The 17,440-nt window shown below is 44.6% G+C and carries 17 protein-coding genes; all 17 read right to left on the reverse strand.

The genetic code is table 11. The features are described from left to right. Positions 1-99: 99 nt before the first annotated feature. The 17 genes from GC102_RS30470 to GC102_RS30550 all read right to left on the reverse strand — a co-directional run bounded on the left by GC102_RS30470 (position 100) and on the right by GC102_RS30550 (position 17,439). Positions 100-546 (reverse strand): tellurite resistance TerB family protein, encoded by a 447-nt coding sequence (locus GC102_RS30470; protein WP_171692823.1) that lies wholly within the window; start codon positions 544-546, stop codon positions 100-102. A gap of 226 nt (positions 547-772) precedes the next feature. Then, positions 773-2,101 (reverse strand): LLM class flavin-dependent oxidoreductase, encoded by a 1,329-nt coding sequence (locus tag GC102_RS30475; protein ID WP_171692824.1) that lies wholly within the window; start codon positions 2,099-2,101, stop codon positions 773-775. Between the two features lie 22 nt (positions 2,102-2,123). Then, positions 2,124-2,654: a GNAT family N-acetyltransferase gene (locus GC102_RS30480; protein ID WP_171692825.1), complete on the reverse strand. Its 531-nt coding sequence runs from the start codon at positions 2,652-2,654 to the stop codon at positions 2,124-2,126. Positions 2,655-2,695: 41 nt separating this feature from the next. After that, positions 2,696-3,172 (reverse strand): DinB family protein, encoded by a 477-nt coding sequence (locus GC102_RS30485; RefSeq protein ID WP_171692826.1) that lies wholly within the window; start codon positions 3,170-3,172, stop codon positions 2,696-2,698. Beyond that, positions 3,169-4,356, reverse strand: a complete 1,188-nt coding sequence (locus GC102_RS30490) for a M20 peptidase aminoacylase family protein (protein WP_171692827.1) — start codon at positions 4,354-4,356, stop codon at positions 3,169-3,171. Before GC102_RS30490 ends, GC102_RS30485 begins: the two co-directional genes overlap by 4 nt. Before the next feature lie 36 nt (positions 4,357-4,392). Continuing rightward, entirely contained in the window at positions 4,393-5,403 is a 1,011-nt protein-coding gene (locus GC102_RS30495) for an LLM class flavin-dependent oxidoreductase (RefSeq protein WP_171692828.1), read from the reverse strand. A gap of 27 nt (positions 5,404-5,430) precedes the next feature. Continuing rightward, positions 5,431-6,183: an amino acid ABC transporter ATP-binding protein gene (locus GC102_RS30500; protein WP_171692829.1), complete on the reverse strand. Its 753-nt coding sequence runs from the start codon at positions 6,181-6,183 to the stop codon at positions 5,431-5,433. Beyond that, positions 6,180-6,890: an amino acid ABC transporter permease gene (locus tag GC102_RS30505; protein WP_171692830.1), complete on the reverse strand. Its 711-nt coding sequence runs from the start codon at positions 6,888-6,890 to the stop codon at positions 6,180-6,182. The genes GC102_RS30500 and GC102_RS30505 overlap by 4 nt, the downstream gene beginning before the upstream one ends. Beyond that, positions 6,887-7,669 carry an amino acid ABC transporter permease gene (locus GC102_RS30510; protein ID WP_171692831.1) on the reverse strand — a complete coding sequence of 261 codons (783 nt, stop codon included), beginning with the start codon at positions 7,667-7,669 and terminating at the stop codon, positions 6,887-6,889. The genes GC102_RS30505 and GC102_RS30510 overlap by 4 nt, the downstream gene beginning before the upstream one ends. Positions 7,670-7,713: 44 nt before the next feature. Next, positions 7,714-8,577: a transporter substrate-binding domain-containing protein gene (locus tag GC102_RS30515; protein ID WP_171692832.1), complete on the reverse strand. Its 864-nt coding sequence runs from the start codon at positions 8,575-8,577 to the stop codon at positions 7,714-7,716. Between the two features lie 147 nt (positions 8,578-8,724). Beyond that, positions 8,725-9,615, reverse strand: coding sequence for a LysR family transcriptional regulator (locus tag GC102_RS30520; protein ID WP_171692833.1), 891 nt, complete (start codon positions 9,613-9,615; stop codon positions 8,725-8,727). 186 nt (positions 9,616-9,801) lie between these two features. Continuing rightward, complete coding sequence (locus GC102_RS30525) at positions 9,802-11,385, reverse strand: sensor domain-containing diguanylate cyclase (RefSeq protein WP_171692834.1); 1,584 nt, start codon at positions 11,383-11,385, stop codon at positions 9,802-9,804. 211 nt (positions 11,386-11,596) lie between these two features. After that, the gene (locus GC102_RS30530) at positions 11,597-12,436 is read right to left on the reverse strand and encodes a hypothetical protein (protein ID WP_171692835.1); all 840 of its coding nucleotides are present in this window, start codon (positions 12,434-12,436) and stop codon (positions 11,597-11,599) included. Between the two features lie 690 nt (positions 12,437-13,126). Then, positions 13,127-14,473 (reverse strand): gamma-glutamyltransferase family protein, encoded by a 1,347-nt coding sequence (locus GC102_RS30535; protein ID WP_171692836.1) that lies wholly within the window; start codon positions 14,471-14,473, stop codon positions 13,127-13,129. After that, complete coding sequence (locus GC102_RS30540; RefSeq protein ID WP_171692935.1) at positions 14,466-15,485, reverse strand: ABC transporter ATP-binding protein; 1,020 nt, start codon at positions 15,483-15,485, stop codon at positions 14,466-14,468. Before GC102_RS30540 ends, GC102_RS30535 begins: the two co-directional genes overlap by 8 nt. Further along, positions 15,485-16,483 (reverse strand): ABC transporter ATP-binding protein, encoded by a 999-nt coding sequence (locus tag GC102_RS30545; protein ID WP_171692837.1) that lies wholly within the window; start codon positions 16,481-16,483, stop codon positions 15,485-15,487. Before GC102_RS30545 ends, GC102_RS30540 begins: the two co-directional genes overlap by 1 nt. Before the next feature lie 35 nt (positions 16,484-16,518). Then, positions 16,519-17,439 (reverse strand): ABC transporter permease, encoded by a 921-nt coding sequence (locus GC102_RS30550; RefSeq protein ID WP_171692838.1) that lies wholly within the window; start codon positions 17,437-17,439, stop codon positions 16,519-16,521. Position 17,440 lies beyond the last annotated feature (1 nt).

A 17,440-nucleotide genomic window follows, 5' to 3' on the forward strand; every position in this document is an offset into this window, starting at 1 on the left:
ACCTCCCTTCATATCCTGTATTCGTACACTCTTTCATTTGATACGGATGAAGTTCGAACACGTTTCATTTTTCCGATTAAATGTTTTGTAAATCGACGATCAAAGACTAAATTCGCTAGGATTGAGGTTCAGCGCGTTACAAATATCTTTGACAACCTTCTTCTCTTGATCATCAAAATCTCCGTCTGCAGCACCAATTGCGCAGCATACCGCAATGATGATTCGTCCAACTTCAGGCTTATTGTTGAACTTGGAAATAACTTTAAGCGCCTCTTGCTTGCCTACAATGGCTGAGAATTCAAAGTTGCCAGCAAAATGGTTAAAGCGAGCGATGACATTACTTACATCAAAAACTTTAAGCTCTTCGCTACGGCTGATGTAACCAATCATCTTTTCTTTTTCTGAATTACCAATACTGCCATCAGCGGCCGCTACAATCGCACAACCTGCTACAACGGCATCCAGAAAATCTTTGTTTTGAAATTTTTTGACTTGCTCGGACAAGCCTGTTTTCGCGCTTGAAAACCATGATTTAAACGTACTCATTTCAGCACCACCTATATGATTTAGTAACACATTTTGACTATAGGCTACATTTTTCTCCACAATAGTCTATGTTCACAGTTTATACGATTACACATTTGTTTTCAAATATTGGAATTTCGAAGCTGCTTTGGGAAATAATTCAACCTAAACGCCATAAAACCGCCCAAAACGGGCGGTTAAAGACTAAGTACATAAATTGGAAATGAGTACCAATACTAATTGATTTTTAAATAGTAGCCTCTACCTTCGTGTAGCGATTCACCGGAATCGGTACGCCTAGGTTTCCCCGCAGCGTGTCAGATTCATACTCTTTCCTGTATATACCGCGCTCTTGCAGGATCGGCACAACGAGATCGACGAAATCGTCCAATCCTTTGGGAAGAGCTGCAGCAATAATAAAGCCGTCTGCCGCTTCTTCTTTAAACCAGAGTTCGACACGATCCGCTACTTGTTCAGGTGTTCCCGTGAACTCATTGCGCGGGGTCGCCACGCTAAGCGCCACTTGTCTCAAAGTGAGATTTTTCTCTTTGGCCGTCTGCTTGATTTTATCCGTGCCGCTGCGGAAACTGTTGCTGCCGAAATCACCGAGATCCGGGAACGGTTCATCAAGCGGGTATTGAGAGAAATCGTGGTGCTCAAAGAAGCGCCCAAGAAAATCCAATGCTTTATCAATCGTAACTAAGTTAGCAATCTCTTGATATTTGCTTTCTGCTTCTTCTTCTGTGCGCCCGATAATCGGGCTAATCCCAGGAAGAATAACGAGATCTTCGGCTAAACGGCCAGAAGCTACCGCTCTGCTTTTAATATCCTGATAATAAGCCTTAGCTTCCTCAATCGTTTCGTGTCCGGCAAATATGGCATCTGCGACTTTAGCCGCGAAAGCACGACCATCCTCAGAAGCTCCTGCCTGGAAGATAACCGGCTGACCTTGCTTCGAACGAGCAATATTGAGTGGTCCCTGTACGGAGAAAAACTCCCCTTTGTGGTTCAACGTATGCAGTTTGCTCGGATCAAAGAATACGCCGCTTTCTTTATCCCGGACGAAAGCATCGTCTTCCCAGGAATCCCAAAGTCCACGCGCTACTTCTAAGAATTCATTTGCGATTCGATATCGTTCTGGATGTGTAGGGTGCTGGTCTTTGCTATAATTTCTAGCCGATCCTTCTAGCGGTGAAGTTACGATGTTCCAGCCTGCACGCCCATCACTGATCAGATCAATCGAGCCGAATTGTCTGGATACTGTAAAGGGCTCGCTGTAGGAGGTCGAAAGTGTACCAACAAGACCGATATTGGACGTTACAGCAGCCAGCGCCGAAAGAATTGTAATCGGTTCAAACCGATTCAAAAAGTGAGGGATGGATTTCTCGGTAATGTACAAACCGTCCGCAATAAAAACCAGATCGAATTTACCGGCTTCAGCCTTCTGAGCCTGCTGTTTATAAAAGCCAAAATTGACGCTCGCATCAGTAATCGCATCGGGATGGCGCCATCCTGATATGTTTCCACCAACACCATGAATGATTGCTCCAAGCTTCAGTTGCTTTTGTTTTGACATCGTCATCACGTCCTTATGATTATTATTGAAGAATCGCTGCTTCTTTCAACTGCAAGCGGTAGCTTTTTACGACGTTTTCACCCTTTAAAATGTCCTTATCAAATGCCCGTTCGAAGCCTAAACGCTCATAAAGCTTCACGGCAGATTCCATCATATCGGAAGTGTGCAGATGCAGCGTAGAAGCACCCAATTCCAAAGCTCGCCGGGCGCTTTCTTTAATTAGCTCCGTAGCGATTCCCTTGCCTCTAGCTTGCGGAGAAACAGCTAATAATCGAATAATGGGAGTATGGATATCCAATTCAGGAAGTCCATAGGCAACCTGAGAAGACAGGAACAAGAGGGAGCTGCCCACGATTTCCCCATTGATTTCGGCAATTAGTCGTGCAGAGGGAGCGTCGCCATCTACAGAGGCAAGAATGTTGTCTCTGTACTGCTGCCATCCTTCGGGAGGAAGAACTGCTTCGTACTGACTGTAGGCATCAATAAGAAGCTGCCTGATCACCTCACGGTCTTCCGTACGAGCTTCACGAATCCGAATCCTATTTGTACTCATTTCCCCCACACCTCTTTCTATCACAATAGGTTTAATCGGTTTTATATGGCGGCTTGCCTAGCTTGTTTAATCCGCTCTATTTGGGCAAGATGCACTTGCACATGTGCGGTGAAAGATTGAACGACATCCGTTAATGCTAACGTCTGTCCTTTGAAGTTAACACCCGTTTTCTCCCAGTCTTGTGGGGATAATCTTCGCAATAATAGGCTGTTATACGTCAACAGCGCTTGGAAGGCATCCAAAATATCAACGGCTGCGCCTTCATTCGCCTTGGCACTACTTACCCAAGCATCTTGCCCAAAGGCAGGCAGTTGAACCGTGGAGCCAGAAATGATCTCGCGAATGCGAAAGGAAACAACGATGTTATGATCCGTCAAATGGGACAAAACTTCCGTCACACTCCATTTATCCGCGCTCTCCTTCCATCTCAACTGCTCATCGGTAAGACCTTCAATCGCTGATCTTAACTGTTTATTAGTATCTATATAAGGCCCAATATCGATTACAAGTTGACTCATCCTGATACCTCCACTTCGAATTTGGAGCTTATTTGCTTGAGAGCTTGCTCCGCTAATATGGCAAAATAGTTGGCGCTGATCGGCAGCGCGCGCTCATCGAGATCAAAGGCGGGATGGTGCCATTCCTGCGTACCCGATGTGCCCATGAAGAAGAAGATACCTGGCACCTTCTTCTGATAGAAAGCGAAGTCTTCCCCTGCTAGAGATGGTGTAGGCGTGATGACTTGCAAGCCTGCAATATCCGCAGCTCGGGTTGCTAATTCCGCTAACCCCGCATCGTTCTGCACGGCTGGAGGACCCTTGATCCATCGTACAGTTGCCTTCGTCCCATAAGCAGCCGCTACACCATGAACCACTTGATCGAACCTGTTCAGAACCGTGGTTCGAACCTCCTCATTGAATGTCCTCACCGTTCCATCTAAGACAGCTTTATCCGGAATGACATTCCAAGCGGTTCCACTGTGTATCTTGGTGACGCTTATCACAGCGCTTTGCAGCGCACTCACATTTCGGCTTACAATCGCTTGGAGTGCTGTGACGATATGTGCGCCGGTTACGATGGGATCTATCCCCGCTTCAGGCACTGCAGCATGTGTGCCCTTACCCTCGACTTCAACAACGAACCCATCTGCAGAAGCCATGAGTGGCCCCGGTTTAATGCCGATTGTGCCCACAGGAAGATCGGGCTTATTGTGCATCCCAAATACCGCACGAACCCCCTCTAAGGCACCGCTCCTGATGACCTGCTCCGCTCCTTGCGCTTTCTCCTCTGCCGGTTGGAAAATGAAACGAACCGTGCCCTGCAGCTCCTTCTCTTGCTGCTTTAATAAGAAAGCGGCGCCCAGAATAGCTGCGGTATGAAAGTCATGTCCGCAAGCATGCATGGTGCCCGGAACCAATGAGGCATAAGCCAGTCCAGTAGCTTCCTGGACAGGCAAAGCATCAATATCGGCTCGCAGCGCAATAATGGGTCCTTCGTGCAGACCTCCAACCTCCGCGACAAGACCTGTTTTCAGCGGAAAGTTAGCCACTCGGATGCCCGCTTCCTGCAGCCAGCCTCGGATCGATGCGGTTGTTTGAACTTCTTCGTTTGATAATTCCGGATTTTGATGCAGATGACGCCGAATCGCGATCAGTTTCTGCTCAAATGCCAACTGTGATTGTTCCGATAGCGCCTCGCTCATTCTCATTCCCCCTCCAATTGACGTATGGCGTTTTACCTACACAAGCAGCTCCGAGAATGCCTCACTAAGCAATTCAAAGGACCGCAAGCGCTTGGCGAAATCTTTCACCGATGTTGTAACGATGAACTCATCTACCCCATACGTTTGCTGGATGTCCAGCAGCTTTTGGCGGACGGATTCTTTGGTGCCTTTCGTAATCTCCGCTTCCTTCTCTTCTACGGTGAATTTAGCTTGTGTTTGCCGTCCATACTCCTCGGCCTGTTCAAGCGTTCCAACCGTCAATGTTTTGCCGTTTTCCAAATGGATTTTGACATTTTTATATTCGCCAGCCAGCACTTTGGCCTCTTCTTCTGTGTCAGCTACAATTAAGGACAGAGCCAAAATCGCCTTCGGCTGTCCGCCTTGTTCTCGATTAAATCCAGTGTGATACGCTTCAAAAGCAGCCGCTGCCACAGCATGATCTCCATTAATGAATTGGGCGAACACATAGGGAAGCCCTAATTCAGCAGCTAATTCTGCACTGGCCGCAGTAGCGCCAAGCAGATAGATATCCGCTGGTTGTGTCGGAATCGGAGATACTCGAAGGCCTGTAAGCGGATGATCAGCATCCAATCGATTATGAACAAATTGTTTGAGTTCCTTCAGCTTCTCCGATAACGTAGCTGGTTCTGTGATGCCCTGCTGCAGAGCTTTTGTAGAACGAGGAAGCCCGCCTGGTGCCCTTCCGATACCGAGATCTACTCTTCCAGGTGCTAATGATGCAAGGACATTAAAGTTTTCTGCTACTTTGTATGGACTGTAATGCTGCAGCATGATACCGCCAGAGCCAATGCGAATGCGCTCAGTTTTCGCTAATAAATGAGAAATTAGCACCTCGGGTGAAGAACCCGCCAATTGATCGGAATCATGATGCTCCGATACCCAAAAACGGTGATAGTCCAGCTTTTCCGCTAATTGCACAAGCTCAATCGTATGCTGCAGAGCGGCTTCCGCATTCTCCCCCGGGAAAATAACGCTTTGATCCAAAATACTAAGTTTGATCCCCATAATATCCACTCCGTATTCGCTGTAAATTTAAATGTTAAACGTATACTCCGGCGTAATTCTTTTCAGAAATTGTCTCGTACGCTCTTCCTTCGCATCACTAAAAATATCCTGAGGCCTTCCTTCTTCCACAATCACACCTTGATCCATGAACACAACATGATTAGAAACTTCACGAGCAAAGCCCATTTCATGCGTAACAACGATCATCGTAATGCCTTCTTTGGCAATTTTCTGAATAACCTCCAACACCTCACCAACCAACTCAGGATCAAGTGCAGAGGTTGGTTCATCGAACAAAATCACTTCTGGATTGAGTGCCAGCGCACGGGCAATGCCCACCCTCTGCTGCTGTCCGCCTGACAGTTGGCTTGGATAAGCGTCCAGCTTACTTCCCAGCCCCACTTTCTCCAGCATTTGAATGCTCGTTTGCCGTGCAGTTTCTTTGGATTGCTTCTGTACAATGACAAGGCCTTCCATCACATTTTCCAGCACCGTTTTATGTTTAAATAAATTGTAATGTTGAAATACCATCGCCGTTTTCTTGCGCAGCGTGTGAATATCCTGTTTGCTCGGGCGCTTGCAATTGATGGTGAAATCCCCAATCGTTACCTCACCTTGATTCGGCTTCTCCAAGTAATTGATGCAGCGAAGCAGCGTCGTTTTGCCTGAACCGCTTGGGCCAAGGATACAGACGACTTCTCCTTTTTTCACCGTCAAATTGATACCTTTCAGCACCTCATGCTTGCCGAATGCTTTGGTGATATTCGCCATTTTGATCATCGTACACCACCTCGGTTATAAATATTTATTCGTTTCTCCAGCAGCTCCGTTATCTTCTCGATCAGAATCGTCACTCCCCAAAACAGGAAAGCCGCGGCAATATAGGATTCAAAGAATTTCCAATTTGTCGTAGCAACGATTTGCGCTTTGGCATTAATTTCAACAACGGATACCGTGAAAGCCAGTGTAGAACCGTGAAGCATACCAATGAACGAATTGGATAAGTTAGGCAAGCTAACAGCCAATGCCTGAGGAAGCACGATGCGCATTAACGCTTGCGGTGTTGTCATGCCGATCGAATAGGCAGCTTCGATTTGCCCCTTATTCACAGCTAGAATGCCTGATCTAACTACCTCAGCCAAATAAGCTCCTGCTGTAATCGAGAAGGAAAGAAAGGCAAAACCGATCATTGGAATAGAAGTCGATCGGAAACTCCAACCGAGGGCTGCTGCCAAAGAATCAATAATCACAGGCAATCCGAAATAAATGAGCAGCAAGTGCATGAGCATCGGTGTTCCTCGGATGAACGTCACATAGCCGCTTGCGATGTAATGGATAACAGGTACGCGGTATATTCGGATGATCGCCACTGCGGATCCAATCAGAAATCCAAAGAAAACCGATACAAACGTAATTAGCAGCGTAATGGGCAAAGCAGAAAGCAGTTGAATAAAGGCGGAACCGATAAACCCTAGATCGAGTTTCATGATTGATACCCTCCTTTATCCGTTTGAGCGGACGCTGCCCAAGGTGTCTTAAACAATCGCCTAAATGTAAACTTTGAATCACGTTGAACAATGGATTGTTCATGCCGCAGCAGTCTTTTCTCGATATCCAAGAACATCTTCTCTAACCCGTAACAAATGACAAAGTAGATAAGTGATAAACAAATGTACGTTTCAATAAAATGCTGAGTTGCCGCACCAAGCGTCTGGGCTTTCCCCATCAATTCCATCGCGCCTAACGAAAAGGCTAACGAAGTATCCTTCAAATTGGCGATAAGCAGATTCGCAAAGTTCGGTATCGATATGGCAAGCGCTTGTGGCATGATGATACGTGTAAAGGCTTGGAACCCTGTCATACCTATCGAATAGGCAGCCTCAATTTGCCCTCGATCCACAGCTTTCACGGCTGCCCGAATGACTTCAGAGATATAAGCACCTCCATGCAGCCCAAAAGTCAGAATGACGAAGGTCAGGACGGGGGCTTTGGAGACATCGACATTAACGAGCTTCAATATCTCGGGAAGTCCATAATAGATGAGGAACAACTGTATGAGGATCGGCGTCCCCCGGAAAAATGACACATAGATTTGGGATATCCTTCTTAAGACCGGAACCTCATACAGCCTTGGCAGGGCTATGAGGAATCCGATTAACACACCCAACAGCATAGAGCAAGCTACAATAAACAATGTGATATGCAGGTATGATACTAGTTTGGGCAAAAAATCAAAGACATAGGTGATTTCAAATTGTTGTTCCATTCGGACGATCTCACCTTTCTGTACCGTTCTTACTCAAAGCTGCATTAATCTTTTTTCGTATAGTCTCCGCCCAGCCATTGAATGCTAAGTTTGGAAAGCGTTCCATCTGCTTTCACTGCCTTCAACGCCACGTCGATTTTATCCGCAAGAGCTTGCCCGTCTTTATCATTTTTACGGAAGAGGAAACGAACCTCAGCTTCTTCAATAATCGGACCCACTGCTTTTAATTTGGTTTGCGGGTCGACCAGCGGCAGTAAGAAATCCGCTCCGAGTGCTCCGTCCGCACGTCCTGTTGTAAGCTGACTAACCAAGTCGTTGGCAGCACCGTTTTGGTAAACAATTTTGATCGCGTTATCGTTTGCTTTATTATAATTTTCTAATAGCGTAGCTTCGGCACTAGTCGCTGTCGTTAACGCTTTTTTACCTTTTAAGTCATCAATCGATTTAATGTTGGTATTGTCTTTAGCCACGATAACTTTTGTTTTCCAGTAGGCATAAGGCTCGTTGTTGAACAGGTATTTTTGCTCTCTTTCCTTGTTCTTCTCGATTTCGTGGGCAACAAAGTCAATTTTGTTCGTTTCCAAGCTGAGGAGCAGGTTAGCGAAATCCATCGTTTTGAATTCAAACTCATACTCAGGAAGGCGTTTATCCAGTTCTTTGACAAGCTCGATATCATAACCGGTAAGCTTACCGTCTTTATCAAGAAAAGCTACGTTCGGAAATTGTGTGCCCGTTCCTACAATAATCTTCTTCACTTTGACAGGCTCCGCCCCAGCAGTTGCAGCAGCAGCCTTAGTACCTTCAGCGGCTGCCCTCGGTGATGCGATCGTTTCAGTATTTTTCGCCCCGCAGCCTGCTGCTACCAAAGCCAAAGTTAGTGTTGTTCCAAGGATTGTTAATTTTCTCATCTGTGTATACCCTCCATTTTTTCGGTTACAATAATAAAACTTATAATTCCTACTTGTTTTGTATGAATTAATATTAGCACTAATTTATCATCAAGTTTCACAACTGGATAATAGAGTTTTTCTATAAGCATATATAAGAATCTGATATTACCCTTTCGTTCGGCCCCATAATCCTTTGCAAATATCCAAAATACTGTTGAAAAATAACGTATTTTCCCCATTTAGCGTAATCAAGTTCGTCTGTAAGGCAATGCCCGCTGTCTCTGGGAAGTCAATTGGAAATAGCTTATTGTCCTTAACTTCCTGACTGGCGCTAAGCCCAGGCAAGAAAGCGATACCCGCCCGCTGTAGAACGAGCTTCTTGGCTGTTTCGGAGTTATCCGTCTGGATCTGGATGTTTGGCGACTCCTTCAAACTATCAAATACACGGTGAATCCGCATCCAGTCTAGCGAGCCGCACTCAAAGAAAATAAGAGCCTGACGTCCGATATCTTGGATCGTTAAGTTTTCTTTCCCAATAAAAGGATGCCCTTCATAGACATAGAGTCGAATAGGATCTTCATAAAATTTTGCTGACAAAAGACTTGGATGAGTGACTCCCCGCACAAAGCTGATATCCACATCTCGGTTCAGAACTTTGTTGACGAGATCATCCGTTATTCCTGTCATTAGTTTAAAATTGATTTCCGGGTATTTATGCTTCATCTTAGGGATGATTGCTGGCATCATGTAGTTAGATACAGATACCGTACAGCCGATTCGCAGCTCATTAGGCAGCGCCTTTTTCTGCTTAAGATGGATTTTACCCTTCTGAAATGTTTGCAGTAATTGCTGCGCGTAAGGAAGAAACTTCCTGCCATCTTCCGTTAAATGTACTTGCTTGCCAATTCGATCAAAGAGCTGACAATCCAATTCCCGTTCTAACGATTGAATTCTAGCTGTTACCGAAGGCTGGGAAAGGAATAATACTTCCGACGCCTTGTTAAAGCTGCCATAATGGATGACATACACGAACGCTTCAATATTCTCAATATTCATCGCAGTGCCCCTCCAGTTAGACCTAAAAAGATGTTACATTCATTATTCCAATAAGTTAACTCGGAATTAAATATTTTCATTACTATAAGCTATCTACCAATCGCTGTCAATATAAGAAATGTCTCTTCATTAGAAAAAAACCTTAGCTCCGCCGCAAATTCTTGCGATTGATCTAAGGTCTTTGGACTATGCATATTTAGGATCGTAAACAACGGTACAATTCCGCCCTTTTCCTTTGGCAAAATAGAGCGCTTGATCCGCATGCTCAAGCACTTCATGTGCCGTCACTCCATCTGTTGGGAATGAGGACACTCCCAAAGATACCGTGATGGGTTGACCTACTGGGCTTATGGTCAATTCCAACTTATTACGAATTTTCTCTGCATACAGATACGCATCCTCTTTCGTCACATGGGGCAGCAGAACAATGAATTCCTCTCCGCCAAACCGGAAGTAGTGTTCGTTCTCACTTGCCATTGAAAGCAGAAGCTTTCCTAAATATTTTAGAACGGTATCTCCTACAAGATGCCCATGCGTATCATTAATAACTTTGAAATGATCAATATCCAGTACAATGAGTGAAAAATCTATGCCTTCCTCCAACCATTCAAGCATTTGTGTTTCCATGCTCCTTCTGTTGGCAAGACCCGTTAAATTATCCGTTTGAGCTTCCAGTGCATATTGATTCGCTCTCTTTTGCAAAGCATCGATCGTGATTAACATGGTTTTATACAAATGATAGGCTTCATACGTATTCGTTCTTACCTTTGGCAGATCTGCGACTTGTTTGCCATTCAGGATTTTATAGGCAGTCGCAGCCAATCGAGCATAGGGAAGAGTCAACTTCTTGGCCAGCCATGCCGTTAGCATAAGTATAAGCAGGAGAAAGGGTAATGAGTACAGAATGGCATTTTGGATCAAACCCATCGATTTTTCATTTATCTCTTCCAGCGGCGATTGCACAACGATCCCCCAACCATTAGCAGGTACATAAGAATAGCCAGCAAGCATTGGTACTCCCAATGTATTCACGACTTTCTCCTTACCGCTATGACCATTAATGAGCTTGGCCACCGCTGGATTAGCGCTCACATTCTGACCTAAACGATTGTGTTCTGGATGATAAATAAGATTACCGGCCCCATCGACCACATAGATATATGAACCTGATGGAGAGTAGCTGTTGGAACCGAATATATCATTTAATACATTGTTTTCTCGTAAATAAATAGCGCCTCCTAAAGAACCCATGTACTGGCCTGTGGAATTAAATATAGGATTTGTCATTAATACAATAAGCCTATTCGTTACAGATTCAAAAGGTGCTGAGATCGTAGGCTTTCGCTGCTCAATCGCATCTAAAACGGCTTTCGATGTCAGTTTTTTGCTAGTGAGACCTACTGAAACAGGAGAAATGGCTAAGACATTCCCATTGGCGTCATTGACCATTTGTGAGTTGAAGTAATTGCTGCTCCCCGTTACCAAATCCAATTGCTCTTGAATAGAATCTTGTGTTTGTATACTCCTCTCCAGGTGTTCAGAGGTCACTTTCAAGCTTTTTTCCATTGCTTTGAAAAGGGAGTTCATGGTCACGCTCATTTTTTTTGCACTTTCATAATTAAGCTCAAGTGTCGTTTCATACAAGGAATCTCGTTCTGCCTTAAATGAAGCAGCTATTTGAATGATCGATATGATCGAAATAGATACAAGCATCAATAGGGTAATAAAATGAACAAGTCGTATCCGCGGAGCAGCATCGGCTGTTCTCATACTCCTCATCTCCTAAAAAGATAGTTAGGAGTCGTTTCGACAACTTTCGACAGACTTCCTTCATTTTTAATGCTAAGCATACAATTGAAATCAAAACAATGTAAAAAGCACGAAATTCGTGAATTAAGGCTGCAAGAGGCCCGTCGCCTTATGCTTTCGGAATCAGCGGATGCTGCAAATGCTGGATTCCAATTAAACGGTTTCGTGGTAACTAAACCTTCCAGTTCAGTACGGTTTCCAGCATGGATTTCAGATGCTTCACGCGGTGCAGCTCAGGTTTTGCTTTTACTAGTTTAAATTCATTCCTAATATGCTCGACGAAATCAATCCGTAAGCGTTCTAGCTGCTCCTCCGTTAAAACGTACGTATAATCTCGGACAGATTCGTAAGTATGATACCATTCGCTGTTTTCCAAGAAGGTAAAGGATGAACGTTGGTACCACTCTTTTACATGATTCTTCAATGCAGCTGTGATGGTTTCATCGTTCCCCGACATTGCAAACAGTCGATCAGAGGAAATTAAGGTTCTGTACTTGATCATGGTGTCATCAGGGAACGAATTGGGAAGTCCATAAAATTGGATTACAGAGTCCAATATCTCAATATAGGCATGTGGTCCAGCTAGTTTCGGATTAAATTGACACTTAACCGCGGCATGGGCGATACGCTTAAGCATACTTAGTGCTTCTGCGGCTTCCTTTTTATCAGGCGAACCTTGAAAAAATAACCCTTGCTTTCCTGCACGAATTTCAACCCGATCAATCGCATCATAGAGTGCATCTTCGAATTGATCTTTGCTGTACGGTGCCCACTGATGGATATGATCTGTAAGTTCTACGCTCATGCCAAACTCCCTACGGATAATGCTCAGCAGATTAATCCCGCCGCTGCCGTTAACTACAGCAAATATATCGTGTAAAAATCTTTCCAAGTTTTTCGCCTTTTTCGTAGCCCCCATAATTTCGCTGGGAATCGTATAAATGGTCGCAGCCTCTTTTTGTTCGAGATCGGTAATGAGCTGCTTCAACTCTGAGAGTAATGGATGCTCCATTCTTCAATCCTCCACGTTATCTTTTTTATTGAATAGTTCCCCCAACTGCCAATTTTTATCAAGTTAAGTCCTTTGAGTTTTCGAATTAGACTTCGGTTATGAAAAAAATACAAACCTAAGTATATATAAGACATCATTATGTCTTTATAACATTTCAATAGTACACACTATTTAAATATAGTGTATACTATTTATGAGATCATAAAGCAAGAAAAGAGTTCAAGGAAGGATTGAGATGCGTGATAAACAACATCCATTCAATGGCTAAGGAATTTATTATTTCCGCCCAACCTGATCTAACGATCGATAAGGAAGCTAATAAGGACAGACATCTGCTATGTCCAAGGTGCAACAACAAAGCCGGGGAAGTCCTAATACTAGGGGAAGTCTGCATTCTTTGCTTGGACGAATTGGAGTTTGGCTATCCTTCCTTTCCCTCTTATTCATTAAGTGAATACAATAAAGGCGGCTAATATGAGCCGCCTCTTTTCATATTCTTACAGCAATAAAGTAAGTTCATACCGAATTGTGTTTTCGGGAGTGTATTCTATTCGCTTACTTGACTTGCTCCTCCCCGTCTTGGATCGGCAGCACCAACTATTTTTCCTGTGTCATGCCATCTCATTAACCCGTGAATCCCCCCGTAATACATAGGATCCTCATTGTTCACTACCTCATATCCGAGCTTGGTTAAATCATCCGCCACAGCAGCCGAAAGCGGCTCTCAACAGATATCATTTTTTCATCTATAAAAAACCGCGAGGCAGCTACTGCTTCTTCGAGGCCGATCCTTTTTTTTATAACATTTTCCAGAATGACAGATAGTATCATAGGGATACGCTTGCCTCCTGCCGAGCCAATCACAATGGTTCTTTCACGGTTTCGTATGATCGTCGGACACACGTAACTTTGTGGCCTTTTTCCCGGCTGCACCTGATTAAGGGAGATTGCATCATTCGTAAAATTACGCATTTGATTATTGAGAAAAAATCCGCCTGTTTCAATACCCTGACCAAAAAAACCGCCTATTGTATTTGTCGCAGACACACACATTCCATCTTTATCCACAATGGAAAAATGAGTTGTATTAGCAACATCGTCCAGAGCAGCGGGTATCTCTGATATGATGTCCGGTCTGATGTTGTCAGCCAATAAGCCGATTAGCTCACGGCTAATCAGCCTTTCTACCGGCGGAGAACAAAAGTCCGGGTCACCCATCGTGCTTTTTCTCAGCTCATAGCATTTCCTTATGACCTCGCCCCATTGATGTATATAAGGGATAGATTGCTTCTGCTGCTCGTGCAGCTCTAGCAGTTCACTGATCTTTAACGCTTGGATCAACGTTACACCTCCGAAAGGCGGAGGTGATGTGATCACATCGTAATTGTCGTATTCACTGTAGATTGGCTTTTTCATGGACACGCGATAGTCCCGTAAGTCGTCTTGTGTCATTCCGTCTACCATAGCCGAAATTTGTTGCCCCAGCTCACCCTGATAAAACCAAGCGGAGCCGTTATCACGAATTGCTCTCATCGTCTTGGCAAGTACTGGCTGCTTCAACCATTCTCCTTGACGAATAGCTTCCCCCTCGGGAAAAAAGCTTGGATGCTGTTCTGCAATCAATTGCGGAGATTTCACCAATTGCCGATGTAAGGCTGCACCGGAGGCAAAACCCGCTTCAGCAGCGCTTATAGCAGGATCCATTAAGGTTGCCATATCCAAAGTACCGAATAATTCATGTACCTTCTCCATGCCTTTTACAAAGCCCGGGACCCCAACCTCTGAAGGCGAGATAACCCCCGACATAGGTGCAACTTCCCGGTAATCGCACACTACCGATTCTTGTATCTTTGCAGGCAATATTAACATGACACCGCCTCCCCCGATCCCGGAAGCATAAGGTTCGACCACGCTCAACATATACGAAACCACGATAGCGGCATCTGCCGCGTTGCCTCCGGCCTTTAATACGGACATCCCCGCTTCCGTCGCCAGAGGATGTGCTGAACTGACACCATACTGATGCTGATTACCCATAAAGTGACGCCTCTATTTCCCCAAGCGGATAATGGCAAGAAACGGATCGATCCAAACCTATCTGACGTAACTGCGGTTCCTCTACACGGCACCGGTCCTGAACGTAGGAACAGCGGGTATGAAATCTGCAGCCTGAAGGTGGATTTAACGGATTTGGAGTTTCCCCCTCCAATGCTTTCTTCTCTTTTCCGCGAAGTTCCGGATCCGAAACGGGTACGGAGGCAAGAAGCCCTTCGGTATAAGGATGTAAAGGACGGTTAAGCAAATCTTCCTTTTTGCTGATTTCCATAATTTTTCCCAGATACATAACTGCGATGCGATCGCTAATGTAGGCAACAGCCGGAAGGCCGTGAGCGATGAAAATGTATGTCAGCTTATAACGCTTCTGTAAAACGGAAAGAAGATTAAGTATTTGTGATTGTATGGACACATCCAGAGCGGACACCGGTTCGTCGCAAACGATCAATTTAGGCTTCAGGGATAATGCTCGCCCGATTCCTACTCTTTGCCGTTGCCCGCCGCTGAATTGATGAGGGAACCTCTCTGCAAAATCCGCAGATAAGCCCACCGCTTCCAGAAGCTTGTGTACTTCTTCCTCCAATTTATCCCCCTTGGCAATCCCGTGTGTACGGAGCGGTTCAGCAATGATATCAAATATTTTCAAACGGGGATTTAATGATGAAAACGGATCTTGAAAAATCATTTGAATATCCTTGCGTTTTTTGCGAAGCGTTTCGCGTGACATTTCGCTAAGATCAGTATCCTCAAACAAAATTTTCCCGGAGGAAGGCTCTATTAAGTGCATAATCATATTCCCCAACGTCGATTTCCCGCATCCCGATTCACCCACAATACCGAGAGTTTCACCCTCATAAACAGTAAGGCTCACTTGATCTACCGCTTTCAATATTTGCGTTTTTCTTTTTATGAAGCCCTTGGTAATTTCGAAATGCTTGCTCAACTCGTGGACTTTCAGGAGCACTTTACGTTGTTCTTTCGTTTCCACTATCATCACCTCTTCTCCGCCCATTCTTTTTCGAATTCTTCCTGATACATCAAGCATCTAACCTGATGATCCGACGCTAATTCTGTTAAACGCGGCTCATTACGGCTGCATGCCCCGGTTGCGAAGGAACAACGCGGATGAAAGCGGCAGCCTTCCGGCATGTTCAACGGGTTAGGGACCGAGCCTTCTATGGAATCCAAGGTCTCCAGGATATTGTGCAACTTTGGTATGCTTTTTAACAACCCCCGCGTATAAGGGTGCTTTGGATGTTTAAATAAGGTATATACGCTGCATTGTTCGACAACTTGGCCTGCGTACATAACCACAACTCTGTCTGCCATTTCAGCAATTACACCCAAATCATGAGTAATCAAGACTATGGAATTACCTTCATTCTGAATAATTTCTTTCATTATTTTCAAAATTTGCGCTTGTATAGAAACGTCCAGGGCGGTTGTCGGTTCGTCAGCGATCAACACTTTAGGACTGCAGGAAATCGCCATCGCAATCATCGCTCTTTGACGCATACCACCGCTTAGTTCGTGGGGATACGATTCGTACACACTTTCAGGCCGGGGTATTTTAACTTTGTTCAACAGCTCCAAAGCGTGTTGCTTTGCCTCTGTCTTGTTCATCTTATTGTGGTTCATAAGTGATTCCTGAATTTGATGGCCGATACGGAAAACCGGATTTAATGCGGTCAGAGGCTCTTGAAAGATCATACCGATTTCCTTGCCTCTAATCTTCCGCATCTCATGATCACTTAATTTCAATAAATCCCGGTCCCGAAAACGAACTTCTCCCTCAACAATTTTTCCCGGACTTTCAATCAACCCCATAATAGAAAGGGAGGTTACGCTTTTGCCTGATCCAGATTCCCCCACAATACCAAGTGTTTCCCCCTCTTGTAATGTGAAAGTAACGTCGTCAACAGACGGCACTGCGCCTTTATCCGTGAAGAAGTAAGTTTTTAATCCATTAACTTGTAAAATAGGTTGTTTCAATGTATTTCTCCTCCCTTCATGAATGATGCCTACTATTATATGTCTTGAGAACGAGGGTCGAAAATATCACGCAACCAGTCGCCCAAAAATATGATACCTAGCGTCGTGATAGTTATGGCTATTCCGGGGAAAGTTGCGAGCCCCCAATTAGTAGCCAAGTATTCACGTCCGGTGCTCAGCATTCCGCCCCAAGAAATAGTAGGAGGTTGAATGCCTAAACCCAAGAAACTCAGTGAAGCTTCCGAAATAATGGTGGTCGCCATGCTTAATGTCCCAAGCACACAAAAGGATGAAAACACATTTGGTAATAAATGTCGGATCATAATCATCCCGTCACGTACTCCAATCGATTTAGCGGCTCTGACAAATTCTCTTTCTTTTAGACTTAACACCTCGCTTCGGATAACCCTTGCATAAACTACCCAATTCGTGACACCCAACACAACAATAAGAGTAAACATACCGGGTCCGGTTACTTTCAATATAACTAGAGTGAACAGAATATTAGGAATAGCCAAAAAAGAATCAACTAATCTCATAAAAACATTATCCAGCCATCCGCCGTAATAACCTGAAATCAAACCAATAGATAAACCGATAGCACCCGCCACAATAATCGCGAATAATCCTACAACCAAAGAAACCTGGGAGCCGTATATGATTCTGCTTAACAAATCCCTGCCCAAGTTATCGGTACCAAGAACATACTGCATGCTTCCGCCATCCAACCAAAAAGGAGGGGCAAGCATATCGGTTATATGTTGTTCTGAAGGATCATAAGGAGCCAACCACGGCGCAAATAACGCCGTAAAGATAACGATTGACATAATTACAAAGCCGATCGTGCCTGTTTTACTTTTGAGCAACAATCTAAACCAAAAGAAGATACGGTGATTTTCTTTTTTGTTTTTCTTTATGAGTCGACTCACCGGAACTGCTTGCTCACTACTTATCATC

This window comes from Paenibacillus germinis (assembly GCF_013141785.1).
Classification (GTDB): Bacteria; Bacillota; Bacilli; order Paenibacillales; family NBRC-103111; genus Paenibacillus_E; species Paenibacillus_E phytorum.